Source organism: Mesorhizobium sp. M2A.F.Ca.ET.043.05.1.1, from assembly GCF_003952445.1.
Taxonomy (GTDB): domain Bacteria; phylum Pseudomonadota; class Alphaproteobacteria; order Rhizobiales; family Rhizobiaceae; genus Mesorhizobium.
Map to the genome: position 1 here is coordinate 177,428 of NZ_CP034446.1, position 14,399 is coordinate 191,826.

General features: G+C 64.9%; 13 protein-coding genes. 5 read left to right on the top strand and 8 right to left on the bottom strand.

Translation table 11 applies throughout. From position 1 onward, the window contains the following. Positions 1-179 precede the first annotated feature (179 nt). The 4 genes from EJ069_RS00820 (at position 180) to EJ069_RS00835 (ending at position 4,727) form a co-directional block, all read left to right on the top strand. Positions 180-1,271, top strand: a complete 1,092-nt coding sequence (locus tag EJ069_RS00820; protein ID WP_126059652.1) for a DNA topoisomerase IB — start codon at positions 180-182, stop codon at positions 1,269-1,271. A gap of 111 nt (positions 1,272-1,382) precedes the next feature. Beyond that, positions 1,383-1,757 (top strand): YciI family protein, encoded by a 375-nt coding sequence (locus EJ069_RS00825; RefSeq protein ID WP_042640414.1) that lies wholly within the window; start codon positions 1,383-1,385, stop codon positions 1,755-1,757. Next, positions 1,754-3,028, top strand: coding sequence for an RNA polymerase sigma factor (locus EJ069_RS00830; protein WP_126059653.1), 1,275 nt, complete (start codon positions 1,754-1,756; stop codon positions 3,026-3,028). Before EJ069_RS00825 ends, EJ069_RS00830 begins: the two co-directional genes overlap by 4 nt. Positions 3,029-3,212: 184 nt before the next feature. Continuing rightward, complete coding sequence (locus EJ069_RS00835; protein ID WP_126059654.1) at positions 3,213-4,727, top strand: aldehyde dehydrogenase family protein; 1,515 nt, start codon at positions 3,213-3,215, stop codon at positions 4,725-4,727. Positions 4,728-4,772: 45 nt separating this feature from the next. Here the strand turns inward: EJ069_RS00835 and ugpC are convergent, their stop codons facing one another. The 6 genes from ugpC to EJ069_RS00865 form a co-directional block, all read right to left on the bottom strand. Beyond that, entirely contained in the window at positions 4,773-5,849 is a 1,077-nt protein-coding gene (gene ugpC / locus EJ069_RS00840; RefSeq protein WP_126059655.1) for a sn-glycerol-3-phosphate ABC transporter ATP-binding protein UgpC, read from the bottom strand. Further along, positions 5,836-6,774 (bottom strand): PfkB family carbohydrate kinase, encoded by a 939-nt coding sequence (locus EJ069_RS00845; RefSeq protein WP_126064593.1) that lies wholly within the window; start codon positions 6,772-6,774, stop codon positions 5,836-5,838. The genes ugpC and EJ069_RS00845 overlap by 14 nt, the downstream gene beginning before the upstream one ends. Beyond that, a complete protein-coding gene (locus EJ069_RS00850; RefSeq protein WP_126064594.1) occupies positions 6,774-7,790 on the bottom strand; it encodes an SIS domain-containing protein in 1,017 nt (338 codons plus the stop codon). The genes EJ069_RS00845 and EJ069_RS00850 overlap by 1 nt, the downstream gene beginning before the upstream one ends. A 2-nt stretch (positions 7,791-7,792) precedes the next feature. Beyond that, positions 7,793-8,638 (bottom strand): carbohydrate ABC transporter permease, encoded by an 846-nt coding sequence (locus tag EJ069_RS00855; protein WP_126059656.1) that lies wholly within the window; start codon positions 8,636-8,638, stop codon positions 7,793-7,795. Further along, positions 8,638-9,522, bottom strand: a complete 885-nt coding sequence (locus tag EJ069_RS00860; protein WP_126059657.1) for a sugar ABC transporter permease — start codon at positions 9,520-9,522, stop codon at positions 8,638-8,640. Before EJ069_RS00860 ends, EJ069_RS00855 begins: the two co-directional genes overlap by 1 nt. Before the next feature lie 187 nt (positions 9,523-9,709). Then, a complete protein-coding gene (locus tag EJ069_RS00865) occupies positions 9,710-10,948 on the bottom strand; it encodes an extracellular solute-binding protein (protein ID WP_126059658.1) in 1,239 nt (412 codons plus the stop codon). A 221-nt stretch (positions 10,949-11,169) separates the two neighbouring features. Here EJ069_RS00865 and EJ069_RS00870 point away from each other — a divergent pair, with 221 nt between their 5' ends. Continuing rightward, positions 11,170-12,372, top strand: a complete 1,203-nt coding sequence (locus EJ069_RS00870) for an ROK family transcriptional regulator (protein ID WP_126059659.1) — start codon at positions 11,170-11,172, stop codon at positions 12,370-12,372. Positions 12,373-12,383: 11 nt separating this feature from the next. On the opposite strand, the gene EJ069_RS00875 is transcribed toward EJ069_RS00870, so the two are convergent. After that, complete coding sequence (locus EJ069_RS00875) at positions 12,384-13,247, bottom strand: hypothetical protein (protein WP_126064595.1); 864 nt, start codon at positions 13,245-13,247, stop codon at positions 12,384-12,386. Positions 13,248-13,365: 118 nt separating this feature from the next. After that, complete coding sequence (locus EJ069_RS00880; RefSeq protein ID WP_126059660.1) at positions 13,366-14,232, bottom strand: hypothetical protein; 867 nt, start codon at positions 14,230-14,232, stop codon at positions 13,366-13,368. Positions 14,233-14,399 lie beyond the last annotated feature (167 nt).

Genomic DNA, 14,399 nt, shown 5'->3' on the forward strand with positions numbered 1-14,399 from the left:
ACTATCTGGCAGCCGGCAATGGATCCTCAAGCCCATGCCAGCCGGCAATACCTCCGACCCATGTTGGTGATGGAAGGCTGTTGGATAGCGGACGTATCGGTCAGCCGGCAGGGCTGACGCCCTTCTGGAACAAGTCACCGGCGCGCGGCTTTATCTACGGGTCATTTCGCGGAGCCGGCATGTTACAGCATTTACAAGCGTCCTCGGACCGTTCGGCGCGGGCCGAGGAAACCCGTAGGAACGGCAATCCCAGCTTGGCCGGGAGCACGTCGCTCAACTATGTAACCGATGCCGATCCCGGCATCCGCAGATTGAGGAAAGGCGCAGGATTCTCCTATCTAGGACCCGATGGCAGAGCCGTCGACGAAACGACGCTTGCCCGCATCAAGGCGATCGTCATTCCGCCGGCCTGGACGGATGTGTGGATCTCGCCCGATCCGGACGGCCATATCCAGGCGACGGGCAGGGATCAGCGCGGTCGCAAGCAGTATCGTTACCATTCGCAATGGACCGAGGAACGCGACGGCGTCAAATATTCCAGCCTCGTCGCCTTCGCGGAAAGCCTGCCCGCCCTGAGGCGCCAGATCGATGCCGATCTGCGCCGGCGGGGACTGCCCCTGGAGCGGGTCGTCGCCTCGGTGGTCTGGCTGCTCGACAACACCATGATCCGCATCGGCAACGCGGCCTATGCGCGCGACAACAAGAGTTTCGGGCTGACCACGCTGCGCGACCGCCATGTCGAGATCAACGGCTCCAGCCTGCGCTTCGCCTTCAAGGGCAAGTCGGGCAAGGAATGGAAGCTGAAGCTGGTCGATCGCCGCATCGCCAAGGTCGTGCGCGGCGCGCAGGATCTGCCTGGGCAGAAGCTGTTCCAGTATCTGGGTGAGGATGGCGACCGGCGGCCGGTGCGCTCGGAGGACGTCAACCGGTACATCCGCGAGGCTTCCGGCGCCGAATTCAGCTCAAAGCATTTCCGCACCTGGGGCGGCACCATCCATGCCGCGTCGCTGTTTGCCGGGACCGAGCTGCCGGAAAGCAAGACGCAACAAAACCGGGTGATCAACAGCGTCGTCGACAAGGTCGCCGAGCGGTTGGGCAATACCCGTGCCGTCTGCCGCAAATGCTACATCCATCCGCTGGTGTTCGAGGCATGGACCGAGGGGCGCCTGCTTGACGAAATGACCGAGGCCAACAAACGCAAACGTCTGATACAAGGCCTCGACGAGGAAGAAACGCTGGTGCTCAGATGGCTGCAGGCGCATGGCGCCTGACGGTCAGGCGCGAGGGACAGCCAAGTCCGTGATTGCCCGCCGAATTTTTTTATCGACCTTGTGTCGGGAAGGGTCCTAGTGTCGCGTCCTTTGACACGGAAAGGACCTGCCATGCTATACGCCATCCTCTGCTACGCCTCCGAAGACGTCGTCTGCTCCTGGAGCAAGGAACAGGACGACGAGGTCATGGCGAAGATCCTCGACGTGCAGGACAAATACGCCAAGGCCGGCCGGCTCGGGCCCGTGGCGCGCCTTTTGCCGACGACAGCCGCGACGACGCTCAGAAAGGTCAAGGGCGAGGCGGTCGTGCTTGATGGCCCGTTTGCAGAGACCAAGGAACAGTTCCTCGGCTTCTACACGCTCGAATGCCGCGACCTCGACGAGGCGGTCGAATTCGCCCGCGAGCTTTCCGAAGTCAATCCGAGCGGCGGCTCCTACGAGATCCGGCCGGTTTCGGTCTTCAATCCGACAAAGGTCGCGGTATGACGGACCTTGCCTGGATAAGCACGGCGATCAGCAACGCCCGTCCGCAGGCGATGGGCGCGCTGCTGCGCTACTTCCGCGATCTCGACGCCGCGGAAGAGGCTTTCCAGGACGCGTGCCTGAGGGCGCTGAAGAACTGGCCGAAGAACGGGCCGCCGCGCGATCCGGCCGCCTGGCTGATCTTCGTCGGCCGCAACAGCGGCATCGACGCGGTGCGCAAGCGCGCCAAGCAGGCGCCGATGCCGGAAGAGGACCAGATCTCCGATCTGGAGGATGCCGAGGGCGACATGGCCGAGCGGCTGGACGGCGCGCATTACCGCGACGACATCCTGCGGCTCCTGTTCATCTGCTGCCATCCGGATCTGCCGGCGACGCAGCAGATCGCGGTGGCGCTGCGCATCGTCTCCGGCCTCACTGTCAAGCAGATCGCGCGCGCCTTCCTGGTCGGCGAGAGCGCCATGGAACAGCGCATCACCCGCGCCAAGGCGCGCATCGCGGACGCCGGCGTGCCGTTCGAGACGCCGGGTGCGGTCGAGCGCTCGGAGCGGCTCGCCGCGGTCGCCGCGATGGTCTATCTGATCTTCAACGAAGGCTATTCGAGCAATGGCGGCGAAGCGCCGGCCCGTGCGCCGCTTTGCGAAGAGGCGATCCGGCTTGCGCGCCTGCTGCTCAGGCTGTTCCAGGCAGAGCCGGAAATCATGGGGCTGACCGCGCTGCTTCTGCTGCAGCACGCGCGGGCGCCGGCGCGGTTCGATGAGCATGGCGAGATCGTCCTGCTCGAGGATCAGGACCGCTCGCTGTGGAGCCGCAAGATGATCGACGAGGGCCTGGCGCTGGTCGACAAGGCGCTGCGCCACCGCAAGCCCGGCCCCTACCAGGTGCAGGCGGCGATCGCGGCGCTGCATGCGCGGGCGGCGACGGCCGAGGATACCGACTGGACCGAGATCGACCTGCTCTACGGTTTGCTGGAGCAGATGCAGCCTTCGCCGGTGGTGACGCTGAACCGCGCCGTCGCGGCCAGCAAGGTACGCGGCCCGGAAGCCGCGCTTGCCATGATCGAGCCGCTGGAGGAGCGGTTGTCGGGCTATTTCCACTTCTTCGGCCTGAGAGGCGGGCTGCTGATGCAGCTTGGCCGCAACGAAGAGGCGCGCGTCGCCTTCGATCGCGCCATCGCCTTGGCCAATACTGCAGCCGAGGCGGCGCATATCCGCATGCATATCGATCGGCTGATCAAGGAAAGCGCCGAGCGGACTCCCGCCAAAAAAGCGCATTGATTCTCCGGCTTCACCCTCTGGCCCAATTTCGCAGCCGGGCCTTGGACCATGCCGGGGTGGCGGTTTTTCCCCGAAACGAGTAATGCCACGCCATCAAAGCGCCCAGGCGTGCCTGGCGGCACGTCAAGGACATGGCGCATGGCTCCATTCCCACCCTTCGAGGTGGAACCTGAAAGGGACAAAAATGACGTTAGCGAAGGAAACGGCTTCACTTCTTGAGAAACTCGGCGTCGCCAAGGAGGCGCTTTCCGGCGGCGACCTCATTGTGCACAGCCCGGTGACGGGCGAGCAGATCGCGGCGCTGAAGCAGATTTCGGCGGCGGACGCCGGCAAAGCCATCGATGCCGCGCACAAGGCTTTCCAGGCCTGGCGCCTGGTGCCGGGTCCGAAGCGCGGCGAGCTGGTGCGGCTGCTGGGCGAAGAACTGCGCGCGCACAAGGACGAGCTCGGCCGGCTGGTGTCGATCGAAGTCGGCAAGATCCCGTCCGAGGGTCTCGGCGAAGTCCAGGAGATGATCGACATCTGCGATTTCGCCGTCGGCCTTTCGCGGCAATTGTACGGCCTCACCATCGCCACCGAGCGTCCTGGGCACCGCATGATGGAGACCTGGCACCCACTCGGCGTGGTCGGCGTGATCTCGGCCTTCAACTTCCCGGTCGCGGTGTGGTCGTGGAATGCGGCGCTCGCCTTCGTCTGTGGCGATGCGGTGGTGTGGAAGCCGTCGGAAAAGACGCCGCTGACCGCGCTTGCCTGCGAGGCGATCTTCAAGCGCGCCGCACGGCGTTTCGGCGCCGATGCGCCGGCAGGGCTGCTGCAGGTGCTGATCGGCGACCGCGTCGCCGGCGAGGTGCTGGTCGACCACCCGAAGGTGCCGCTGGTCTCGGCCACCGGCTCGACCCGCATGGGCCGCGAGGTCGGTCCTCGGCTCGCCAAGCGCTTTGCCCGCGCGGTGCTGGAGTTGGGCGGCAACAATGCCGGCATCGTGACGCCCACCGCCGATCTCGACATGGCGCTGCGCGCGATCGCCTTCGGCGCCATGGGCACCGCCGGGCAACGCTGCACGACGCTGAGGCGCCTCTTCGTGCATGACAGCGTCTATGACGCTTTGTTGCCGCGGCTGAAGAAGGCCTATCAGAGCGTCTCGGTCGGCAATCCGCTGGAAGGCAAGGCGCTGGTCGGTCCGCTGATCGACAAAGCGGCCTTCGACAACATGCAGAAGGCGCTGAAGGAGGCTGAGGCGCATGGCGGCAAGGTGACGGGCGGCGCGCGCGTCGAAAACGGTCATCCGGACGCCTATTACGTGCATCCGGCGCTGGTCGAGATGCCCAGCCAAGTCTCGCCGGTGACGGAAGAGACCTTCGCCCCGATCCTCTATGTGATGAAATATTCCGATTTCGACGAAGCGCTCGAATTGCACAATGCGGTGGGCGCCGGCCTGTCGTCGTCAATCTTCACCCGCGACCTGCAGGAATCGGAGCGCTTCCTCGGTGTCGACGGATCGGACTGCGGCATCGCCAACGTCAATATCGGCACCTCGGGCGCCGAGATCGGCGGGGCATTCGGCGGCGAGAAGGAGACCGGCGGCGGCCGCGAGAGCGGCTCGGACGCCTGGAAGGCCTATATGCGTCGCGCCACCAACACGGTGAATTTTTCCAAGGCGCTGCCGCTCGCGCAGGGCGTCTCGTTCGACATCGATTAATGACAGATACAGGCGCCGCGAAATCGCGGCGCCTGATACCGCTCATCACAAAGCCTTGCCGGTTGCCGGATCGAACAGGCGAAGCGCGTCCGCGTCGAAGACAAACGCGCAAGGCTGGCCCTTGATGACGCGGGCCTGCGGCGGCAAGGTCGCCGTTAGCCGTTGGGTTCCAGCCCGGGCGGTGGTGACCTGCTCTGGGCCGGTCAGTTCGACGACGTCGATCTCGACCGGCAGCGACGAGTCGGCGCCGCTGCCCAGCCCGAGGCGGAGCGCTTCGGGCCTCACGCCGACAATGACCTGGGCGCCGTTACGGACTGCACCTACGAAACGTGCCGGCAGCGCCAGACGCGCATCCGTGCCGACGATGGCGAGCTTGCCGTCCTCGACTGTCGCTTCCAGCATGTTCATCGAAGGCGCGCCGACGAAGCCGGCCACATAGAGCGTCGCCGGCTGGTTGTAGATCTCCTGCGGCGTGCCCAGTTGTTCGATACGGCCGTCGCGCATGACGGCGATCCGCGTCGCCAGCGTCATCGCCTCGATCTGGTCATGGGTGACGTAGACGACGGTCGTCTTGAGCATCTCATGCAGGCGCTTCAGCTCGGTGCGCATTTCCAGGCGCAGCTTGGCGTCGAGATTGGAGAGCGGTTCGTCGAACAGGAAGACCTGCGGCTTGCGCACCAGCGCCCGGCCGATGGCGACGCGCTGGCGCTGGCCGCCGGAGAGCTGGCCGGGCTTGCGGTCGAGCAGGGTCTCGATCTGCAGGAGCTTCGCGGTCTCGCGCACCGCCTTGTCGCGCTCGGTGGCGGGAACCTTGCGCATCTCAAGGCCGAAGCCGATGTTGCGGCTCACCGTCAGGTTCGGATAAAGCGCGTAGGATTGGAACACCATGGCGATATCGCGGTTCTTCGGATGCACGCCGAGCACCGAACGGCCGCCGATCCGCACGTCGCCGCTGGTTGCCTCGGCAAGACCGGCGATGATGTTGAGCAAGGTGGATTTGCCGCAGCCCGAGGAGCCGAGCAGCACCAGGAACTCGCCGTTTTCGAGCGCGATGTCGATGCCTTTCAGCGTCTCGACGCTGCCGTAGTTCTTGTGGACATCGCGGATCTCAAGCGCGCTCATGGACGGCATCCTCGAATTGGGTCGGCCCGCCATAGTCGCGGGGCAAGGTTGAGATGGCGCGCGAGGCCACGCGGATGGCGGCGGACAGGCACTTTTCAAGGGAGCGTCCCTGTGCCAGGGCGGCCAAGAAGGCGGCGTTGAAGACGTCGCCGGCCCCGATCGTGTCGACGACAGCGACGCGCGGTGCCGGCACTTCGATGAGGTTGCCGTCGGCGCCGATGGCGATCGCGCCGTCCGGTCCGCGTTTGACCACGACGATCGCCCCGTCCTTCATGCCCTGGCGGATCTTGCGCGCGGCCGCTACGGGACTTGCGAGGCCGGCCAATGTCGTCGTCTCGACCTCGTTGAACAGCGCCAGTTCGCAGCGCGACAGCCAGCCGCGCGCCGCCGCGCAGTTCGCTTCAGTCCAGCCGTCGATCGGCCATCCCGTGTCGAGCGCGACGGCGATGCGGTTCGCTTCGGCCCAGCCGAAGAGCGCGCCATAGTCGCGCGTAAGATCGTCGGTGAGAAAGGAACCGCTGAGCAGCGCATAGCCGCCGGCGAGGCGGTTGCCGTCGAGCACCGAAAGCACATCGTCCAGGCTGAAACGGGGCAGGTGACCGCGCGTGGTGAAGAAGGTGCGCTCGCCGTCGGGATGGGTCATGCCGACCGACAATGTGGTGCCTTCGGGACGGACCGGCCATTTCTGCGCGCGGTGCCCGAACGCCTCGCGCAGCCAGCGGCCGAACTGGTCGTCGCCGAGATTGGCGGCGATCTCGAAGTCGATGCCCAGCGCCTGCCAGGCAAGCGCGGTGTTGCCGGCCTGGCCGCCGACGCGCAAATCGTCATGATCGACGACGGTCTCGGTGCCGGCCTTCGGCCACGGCACGACCGGGCCGACGATCAGGTCGACATTGACGTTGCCGATCACCGCGAGCGGCCGCATCATTCGCTCCTGGTGATCTTGGTGGTGCGCACAGGCGTCCCGGCATTCTCGACGCGGGTATCGGCGAAGGCGATCATCAGGCGCTGCGCAACCGGCAGCATGGCAAAGATCGCCGCCAGTCCGAAGGCGGGTTTGAAGGCGAGGGTCACGGCGCCTGCGACCGGCGGCTTGCCCGAAGCGTCGAACACGATCAGCGGCGCGCCGGTCTCGACGACGGACAGGGCCATCGCGGTGACGAGGTCGGCGGTCGGATCGTTGCCACGGAAAAGGACGACGCCGATCTTCGGCCCGAGCATTTCCATCGGCCCGTGGCGAAGCTGGCCGCCCTCGAGGGAAAAGCAGGGCAGGCGTGACAGTTCGGTGAAGCCGAGCGCAAGCGCTTCAGCCACGCCTTGCAGCTTGCGGCCGGAGGTGACGATGGTCGCGACCTTGCTCAGCGCCGCCAAGGCTGCATCGATCTCGACCGTTTCAGGCGCCTTGAGCGCCGCGAGCGCGGCGGCGGGGTCTTCGCCAAGCGCCGCGAGGATCGCCAGATGCAGCGCGAACGTCACGGTCAGGCTGCGGGTCGCGGCAAAGGCAAGCTCGGTGCCGCCGGCGCCGACGAGGCAAGGGACCGTACGGCCAAGGAACGAGCCGGCTTCCAGCGTCAGCCCGAAGGTGTCAGCCTGCGGAACCGCTTCGGCAAACCAGCGCAGCACCTCGGCGCTTTCGCCGGACTGCGAGGTCACGATCACCGTCTTGCCGGCAAGCGGCAGCGGCTGTCCAAGATGCTCCGACAGCGGCAGCGCGATGGCATCGATGCCATGCGCGCGATAGAGCGGCTCGACGGCGCGGGCGACGGCATGCGAGGCGCCCATGCCGAGCAGGACGAGCCTGCCGGTCTTGCTGATGGAGGCGGCGACCTTGGCGGCTGCCTCCCGATTGCTCTCGAACGAGGCGAGCGCATCCTCATGCTGGCGCGCCATTTCGCGGTCGATCGCAAGCAGGCCGGATGGACGTGGTTTTTGAGCAGTCATCATTATCCTTTCACGCCGCCGCTGGTGAGGCCCGAGATCAGCGCGCGCTGCATGACGAGGCCGATCAGCACGGGCGGCAAGGCCGCAAGCACGCCGGCGGTGGCGATCAGTCCGTAATCGGAGACGCGGCCGCCGGCGAGATCGGCGATGGCGACGGTCAGCGTCTTCGCCCGCTGATCGGAGGTGAAGAGCAGGGCGTAAAAGAACTCGTCCCAGGCGAGCAGCACGGCAAACAGCGCCGATGTCGCCACCACGGGCGCCGCCAGCGGCAAGGTGATGATGCGCCAGGTCTGGAGCAGCCCCGCTCCGTCGATCATCGCCGCGGCCTCGATCTCGCGCGGGATGGAATCGAAACCCGATTTCATCAGCCAGGTGGTGAAGGGCGCGAGGATGGTCAGATAGATCACTGCCAGGCCGAACACGTTGTTGAGCAGGCCGAGCCAGGACAGGCCCATATAGAGCGGCACGGAGAGCGCCACCGGCGGCAGCATATAGGTGGCGATCACCATCGACAGCGACCAGCCGACCGAAGGCGTGCGCGAGACGGCCCAGCCGGCCGGCACGGCAAGGACGACTGCGGCGAGCGTCGCCATGCCGGCGACTTCCAGGCTGTTGCGCAACGACGACGTAAAAGCCGCGCCGGCGCTGTTTTCGGCGGTCGACAGGAGTTGCGTGTAGCGCGAGAAGTCGGCCGCCTGCGGCCACCAGCGCAGCGGCTTGGCGGCAAGGTCTGCGGCCGGCGATATGCTCATGACGAAGAGCCAGGCGAGCGGCGCCAGGATGACGACGGCGAGCAGGATGGCGCAAACGTAGACGAAGGCGGTGAAAACCGGGTTCTTGCGTTCCATCAGGTAGCGCTCCCCGCGGTCTTCCTCACCAGCGTCGCATATGCAACGGCGAGCACCGTGACGAGCAAGGTGACGATCAGCGCCAGCGAGGCGCCCGAGCCGGCACGCTGGAAGGAAAAGGCCTCCTGATAGACCAGGATCGACAGCGAGCGCGTGCTGTTGGCCGGACCGCCGCGGGTCATCACCCAGATGATGTCGAAGACCTTGAAGGCCTCGATGGTACGCAGCACCAGCGCCACCATCAGTGGGCCGGCGAGATAGGGCAGGATTACGAAGCGGAAGCGGTTGAACGGTCCGGCGCCGTCGACAAGCGCGGCGGCGGTGATGTCGCGCGGCACGGCCTGCAGGGCGGCGAGCGCAATCAGCGCAACAAGCGGAAAATTCTTCCAGCAGTCGGCGACGATCAGCGCCGCAAGCGCCGTGCCCGGTTCGCCCAGCCAGGAGCGATAATCGTCGATCAGGTGGAGCTGCGTCAGCGCCGCGTTCAGCGCACCATATTCCGGATTGTAGATCAGCCGCCAGAGCGTGGCGTTGACGACGGTGGGCAGCGCCCAGGGCAGGATCATCAGCCCGCGCAGCACGGCGCGGCCACGGAATTCCTGGTTGAGCAGAAGGGCCGCCAGCACGCCGAGCACCATTTCGGCGGCGACCGAGACGACCGCGAACCAGGTGGTGGTCGAGAGCGTGCGGGTGAAGTTCGAGCTCGTCAGCATCTTGGTGTAGTTGTCGAAGCCGACGTAATTGCCCGCGGTGCCGACCAACTGTGCGTCGGTGAAGGAAAGCCTGACCGTATCGACCAATGGCCAGCCAATAACGGCGACCATGATCACCAGCAGCGGCAGCATCAACAGCCACGCGCGAGTCGTCATCCAGGTGCCTGACATCAGAGGCGCCTCTTTCCCTTCATCCGGTCAGAGCGGTTCACCGTTTCACGGAAACGGCGAACCGCCCTATCTCTTTGTTTTAACGCAATTCCGGACGGAAAACCGCCTCACACTTTTCCTGGAATTGCTCTCGAAATAGCACGGGCGGCGCTCGTGGATGAGGCCGCCCGCGTCGAGGAATGCCAGATCAGAGGCCGCTGTTTTCGGCGGCGGTCTTGAGCGCGTCTTCCGGCGTCGTCTGGCCAAGCAGCGATTCCTGGATCGCCTGCTGCAGGGCCGTCGACAGCTGCTGGTATTTCGGCGTGGTCGGGCGCGGATACATCGTGGCGAGACCCAGCTTGGCGGCGGCGATCAGCTCTTCCTGGCCTTTGGTGACGGCCGGGTCGTCATAGGACGAAGCCCAGATCGGCAGCGAGAGCTTGGCATACTGGTTCTGCGTCGCCTGCGAGGTCATGAACTCGATGTATTTCCAGGCTTCGTCCGGGTGCTTCGACACCGCCGTGATGCCAAGACCCATCGAGCCGTTGACGGCCGAGACCTCGCTGGTGCCGGCGACGCCGGGCGCCGGCACGACGCCGACCTTGCCGGCGACCTTGGAGTCCTTCGGATCGTTGGCCATGTTGTACATGTAGGTCCAGTTCAGCGCGAAGGCCGCATCGCCGTTCTCGAACACCTTGCGGACGTCCTCTTCCAGGAATTCCTTCGAGTTCGGATTGGTGAGGCCCGATTTGTAGCTGTCGACCATGTATTTCAGCGCGGATAAGCCACCGCCATTCTGGAAGTCGGGCTTGCCGTCCTTGAGGAAGTCGCCGCCATAGGCGCTGACCAGCGTCGTGTAATCGCAGATCGCGGCTTCGGCCTGTGACCAGCTCCAGGCGATCGGCGTCTTCAGCAGCCCCTTGTCCTGGATGGTCTTGGCCTGCTGGCCGAGTTCTTCCCAGGTCTTCGGCGGTGCCTTGATGCCGGCCTTTTCCAGGATTTCCTTGTTGTAGAACAGGTATTTGGTGTCGAGGATCCACGGCATGCCATAGTACTTGCCGTCATATTGCACGGTGGTCCAGGCACCGGGCAGCACGCCCTTCTTCATGTCGTCGGTGATCTTCGAGGATACGTCGACCAGCACCTTGTTGGTCGCGTATTCGGCCGGCCAGATCACGTCGAACAGCACCACGTCGTAGCCGCCGCCCGAGCCTTGGGCGAGCACGGTCTTGTCGTGCAGGCCTTCATAGGGGACGAATTCGAGGTTCACCTTGATGTCGGGATTGGCCTTGGTGAAGGCCTCCGTCATCGAGCGCACGTCGGCCTCGCTATAGGCGGCCTGCGCCATGAAGAGGGCGTTCAAGGTGGTATCGGCGAAGGCGTGGGGGACGAACAGCCCACCGACGAACACCGCGCCCAGAAGTGTCTTACCGATCGATTTCAGCATTTGTCTTTCTCCCATTTCGACAGCTGCAAGTGGGCGGCGAAGCTTATGCCGCCGCTTTCTCGAATTGCATCGCGTGACCGGATCTGTCCTGAACGGCGCGCGGCGGGAGCTTGAGGCTTTGCCGTCTTCTTGTGGAGCCGCCCGGGTTTCACCTATTAAGTCAATTCGCTTGACTTAATTAGTCGATCAATCCTTTAATCGAGTCAAGAGGGGAAAAGACGGTGCACGATATCAGCCCGATCCGCGCCAAGAGCGGCACCAACCAGGAAGGCACCAGCGCGCACAACCGCCGCGTCATGATCGAGGCGCTGCGGCTCAACGGCGCGCTGTCGCGTGCCGACCTGGCGCGGGCGACGCAGCTTACCAAGCAGGCGGTTTCCAACATCATCGAGGATCTCGAGCGCGATGGGCTGGTTGTCGCGCTGGACGCAGTGCGCAAGGGTAGGGGGCAGCCCTTCACACCCTACCGGCTGGTGCCCGAGGGCGCCTTCGCCATCGGGCTGCAGATCGACCGGTATTTGACGCGCGTGGTGGTGGTCGACCTCGTCGGCAAGGTCATCGCGCGCGCCGAGGCAGGTCTGCCGCTCGACGAGCCATCAGCCGGCGTCAAGACCATCCTCGGCCTGGTCGACCGCGTCAGGCGCGAGCTGGCTTCCTTGTTCGCCCAGTCCGAGCGGCGGCTGGTCGGCCTTGGCGTCGCCATGCCGGGGCCGTTCGGCCTAAGGGAATCCGACGACACATGGATGATGCCTGCCTGGCAGCAATTCCCGCTGCTCGAGACGCTTGCCGCCGGCACCGGACTGGATGTCGGGCTGCAGAATGACGCGGCGGCCTGTGCAACGGCGGAGCGCATCGTCGGCGCCGCGCATGGCGTCGATCACGCGGTCTGCCTGTATGTCGGCTACGGCATTGCCGCCGGGCTGATCCTCAATGGCGAGCTCTACAATGGCGGCAACGGCAATGCCGGCGAGATCGGCAGGGCGCTGCTGTCGCCGGGCGGTCCAGGCTCGACGCCGTTGGAGCACCGCGCCTCGCTCGCCTCGCTCTACCAGCATCTCGGCCTCGATCCCGCCGAGAGGGGGCTTTACGAGAAGCTCGGCGCGCTGGCGCTCACGCAGGACGCAAGGGTCATGAGCTGGGTCGAAAGAGCCGCGTCCGACCTGCGCTGGAGCGTGCATCTGATCGAAACGATCTTCGATCCGCAAACCGTCATCCTCACCAGCACCGCGCCCGAGGCGTTGGCCCGGCTTCTGCACCAGGCCATGCATCCGCTTCTGCCGTCGATCGCGGATCGGCCCGCCCGCCGCCTGCCGCGGCTGCAACTGGGCACCACCGATCCCTGGGCGATCGCGGTGGGCGCCGCCGCCGAACCGATCAGCAGGGCCTTCGACCCGCGTTTTTCCGCTATCCTGAAGGCCGGATAGAACGCTGACGATTAGCCGGTCGCCTGCTCCATACAGGCGGCGAAAGCCGCGTCGATGATGGCGAGCTTGACCGCCTGCGCGGTGAGGTACTCGCTGTAGAATTCGTTCGAAATCCACATGACGGAATGGCCGCGCCGCCCAAGCCAGCCGACGCTGCCGAGCGCCTCGGCGTCGCGCAGCTTGCGCGCAAGGTGGGTACGCGACAGCTTCAGCCAACTGGAGAAGTCGCCAATCGACAGCACGCCGGTCGGGATGCGCTCCTGGCCGGCATTCTGCGGGTCGACGCCGGCGATCAGCCAGTCCATGACGACGCCGCCATTGTTGAGCCACGTGAACAGCGAAAAAGTCTGTTGCGGCTCCCGCACCGGCACCGAGGAGATCAGCCCATCCGCGATTAGCGGCTGCAATCGCGCCAACATTTGCGGCCGTGCCTGGAACGTTTCCAGCCGGCTCCCGCCGTCAAGAGCATCAAGCGTGCTCAGATGCATATGAATCCAGCCGATCAACGGCTCCAGGGTTATGGCGGGCAGGTGCAAGGGGCGAATGCGGCCGTCGTCGGCCATTGGACCGACTTCGATGAAATTATAGTGCTGCATTTCCTTGATGAAGGCATGGGCTGTGTTTCGGCTTGCCACTGCATGTTGAACGGTGACGTCGACAAAACGCGCCGCCGTCAGTTCCTTCCGGTAATCGCTGGGATCCCTGCGGAAATGCAGGGCAAGACCGATATGCGCCATCAGCCAGCGCTGCTGGGTGGCAAAGACCGAGGACGCGCGCGGGTTTCCTTCATAGGCCTGCTGCATCGCCCGGGCCTGTGCCTGGACGGCTGCATTCAGGGCCGGATGACCGACAATGTCTTCGAAGTTCAGCGCCATCCCCCCAGACTCCGCCAAATATCGCAATATGCGGATGCGGATAGCAGTTTTGGCCGGCACCTGCCAGCGCAACCAGCGGTATTTGTCGGCTGGGTCCGAGAAGCGGTCGTTGCGCCGGTCAGCTCTCGTACCCCTGGGACAAACTGTCGTCGAAAGCCAGGTCGACGACGGCGAGCTTGGACGTCTGCATGACCATGTATTCGTCGAAGAACTGGCGTGAAACCCACATGACGGAATGACCACGCTGGCCGACCCAGCCGATGCTGCCAAGCGCCTCGGCATCGTTGAGTTTCCGCGCCAGGTGGGTGCGTGACAGCTTCAGCCAGTGCGCGAACTCGCTGACCGAGATGACGCTGGTCGGTATCCTGTCGAGATGAGCGTCCTCCGGATCGATACCGGACATCAGCCAGTCCATGACGATGCCGCCATTGTTCAGCCAGATAAACAAGGAGAAAGTCCGCCCAGGCTCGCGCACGCCCTGGCTGGCCAGCAATCCATCGGCGATGAGCGGCTGCAGCCTGGACAGCATCCCGGGTCGATCGAGGAAAGTTGTCAGCCGGTTTCCGCCATCTATGCGGTCGAGCGTCCTCAGATGTGCGTGGATCCAGCCGGTGAAGGTTTCGATGGTGCCTTCGGTGACCCGCATGGGGTGGGCGCGGCCGTCACCGCTGGCCGAAATATACTCGGCGATGTTGTAGCGAAGCATCTCCTTGACAAAGGCCTCGGCCGTGTTGCGGCTGGCCAGCGAATAGCGGCGTACGACCTCGATGAACCGCGCCATCGTCATTTCGGTGCGGCGGTCATTGGGATCGCGCCGGAAATGCAAGGCCAGACCGGCGTGACCGAGCAGCCAGCGCTGCTGGGTGGCGAACACGGCAGCCAGCCGCGGGCTTGTTTCGTATATGTGGATGAGCGCGCGCGCCTGCTCCTGGATACAGCGAAGCGCTGCCGGATGACGGGCGATCTCTGCGGCGCTCAGCGGCATTTCCTGCGGCACTCCAGGCGATTTTCGAAGAACGGCAAATGAAGATTCCCAGTGTTCGCCGGTTGTGTCCAGTTGCCTATTGGAACAACGAAAGGTCAAGTAGCGCGTTTGTTGCTAACTCGTTGCATCGGTTCGGGAAACCCGTCCCAATGATGGTCCGGCCCGCA

Excerpts from the sequence above, each read along its gene's own strand:
- EJ069_RS00855 (WP_126059656.1), bottom strand. The coding sequence starts at position 8,638 with ATGGAACGCAAGAACCCGGTTTTCACCGCCTTCGTCTACGTTTGCGCC.
- EJ069_RS00865 (WP_126059658.1), bottom strand. The coding sequence starts at position 10,948 with ATGCTGAAATCGATCGGTAAGACACTTCTGGGCGCGGTGTTCGTCGGT.
- EJ069_RS00820 (WP_126059652.1), top strand. The coding sequence starts at position 180 with ATGTTACAGCATTTACAAGCGTCCTCGGACCGTTCGGCGCGGGCCGAG.
- EJ069_RS00830 (WP_126059653.1), top strand. The coding sequence starts at position 1,754 with ATGACGGACCTTGCCTGGATAAGCACGGCGATCAGCAACGCCCGTCCG.
- EJ069_RS00875 (WP_126064595.1), bottom strand. The coding sequence starts at position 13,247 with ATGGCGCTGAACTTCGAAGACATTGTCGGTCATCCGGCCCTGAATGCA.
- EJ069_RS00850 (WP_126064594.1), bottom strand. The coding sequence starts at position 7,790 with ATGACTGCTCAAAAACCACGTCCATCCGGCCTGCTTGCGATCGACCGC.
- EJ069_RS00835 (WP_126059654.1), top strand. The coding sequence starts at position 3,213 with ATGACGTTAGCGAAGGAAACGGCTTCACTTCTTGAGAAACTCGGCGTC.
- ugpC (WP_126059655.1), bottom strand. The coding sequence starts at position 5,849 with ATGAGCGCGCTTGAGATCCGCGATGTCCACAAGAACTACGGCAGCGTC.
- EJ069_RS00880 (WP_126059660.1), bottom strand. The coding sequence starts at position 14,232 with ATGCCGCTGAGCGCCGCAGAGATCGCCCGTCATCCGGCAGCGCTTCGC.
- EJ069_RS00860 (WP_126059657.1), bottom strand. The coding sequence starts at position 9,522 with ATGTCAGGCACCTGGATGACGACTCGCGCGTGGCTGTTGATGCTGCCG.
- EJ069_RS00825 (WP_042640414.1), top strand. The coding sequence starts at position 1,383 with ATGCTATACGCCATCCTCTGCTACGCCTCCGAAGACGTCGTCTGCTCC.
- EJ069_RS00845 (WP_126064593.1), bottom strand. The coding sequence starts at position 6,774 with ATGCGGCCGCTCGCGGTGATCGGCAACGTCAATGTCGACCTGATCGTC.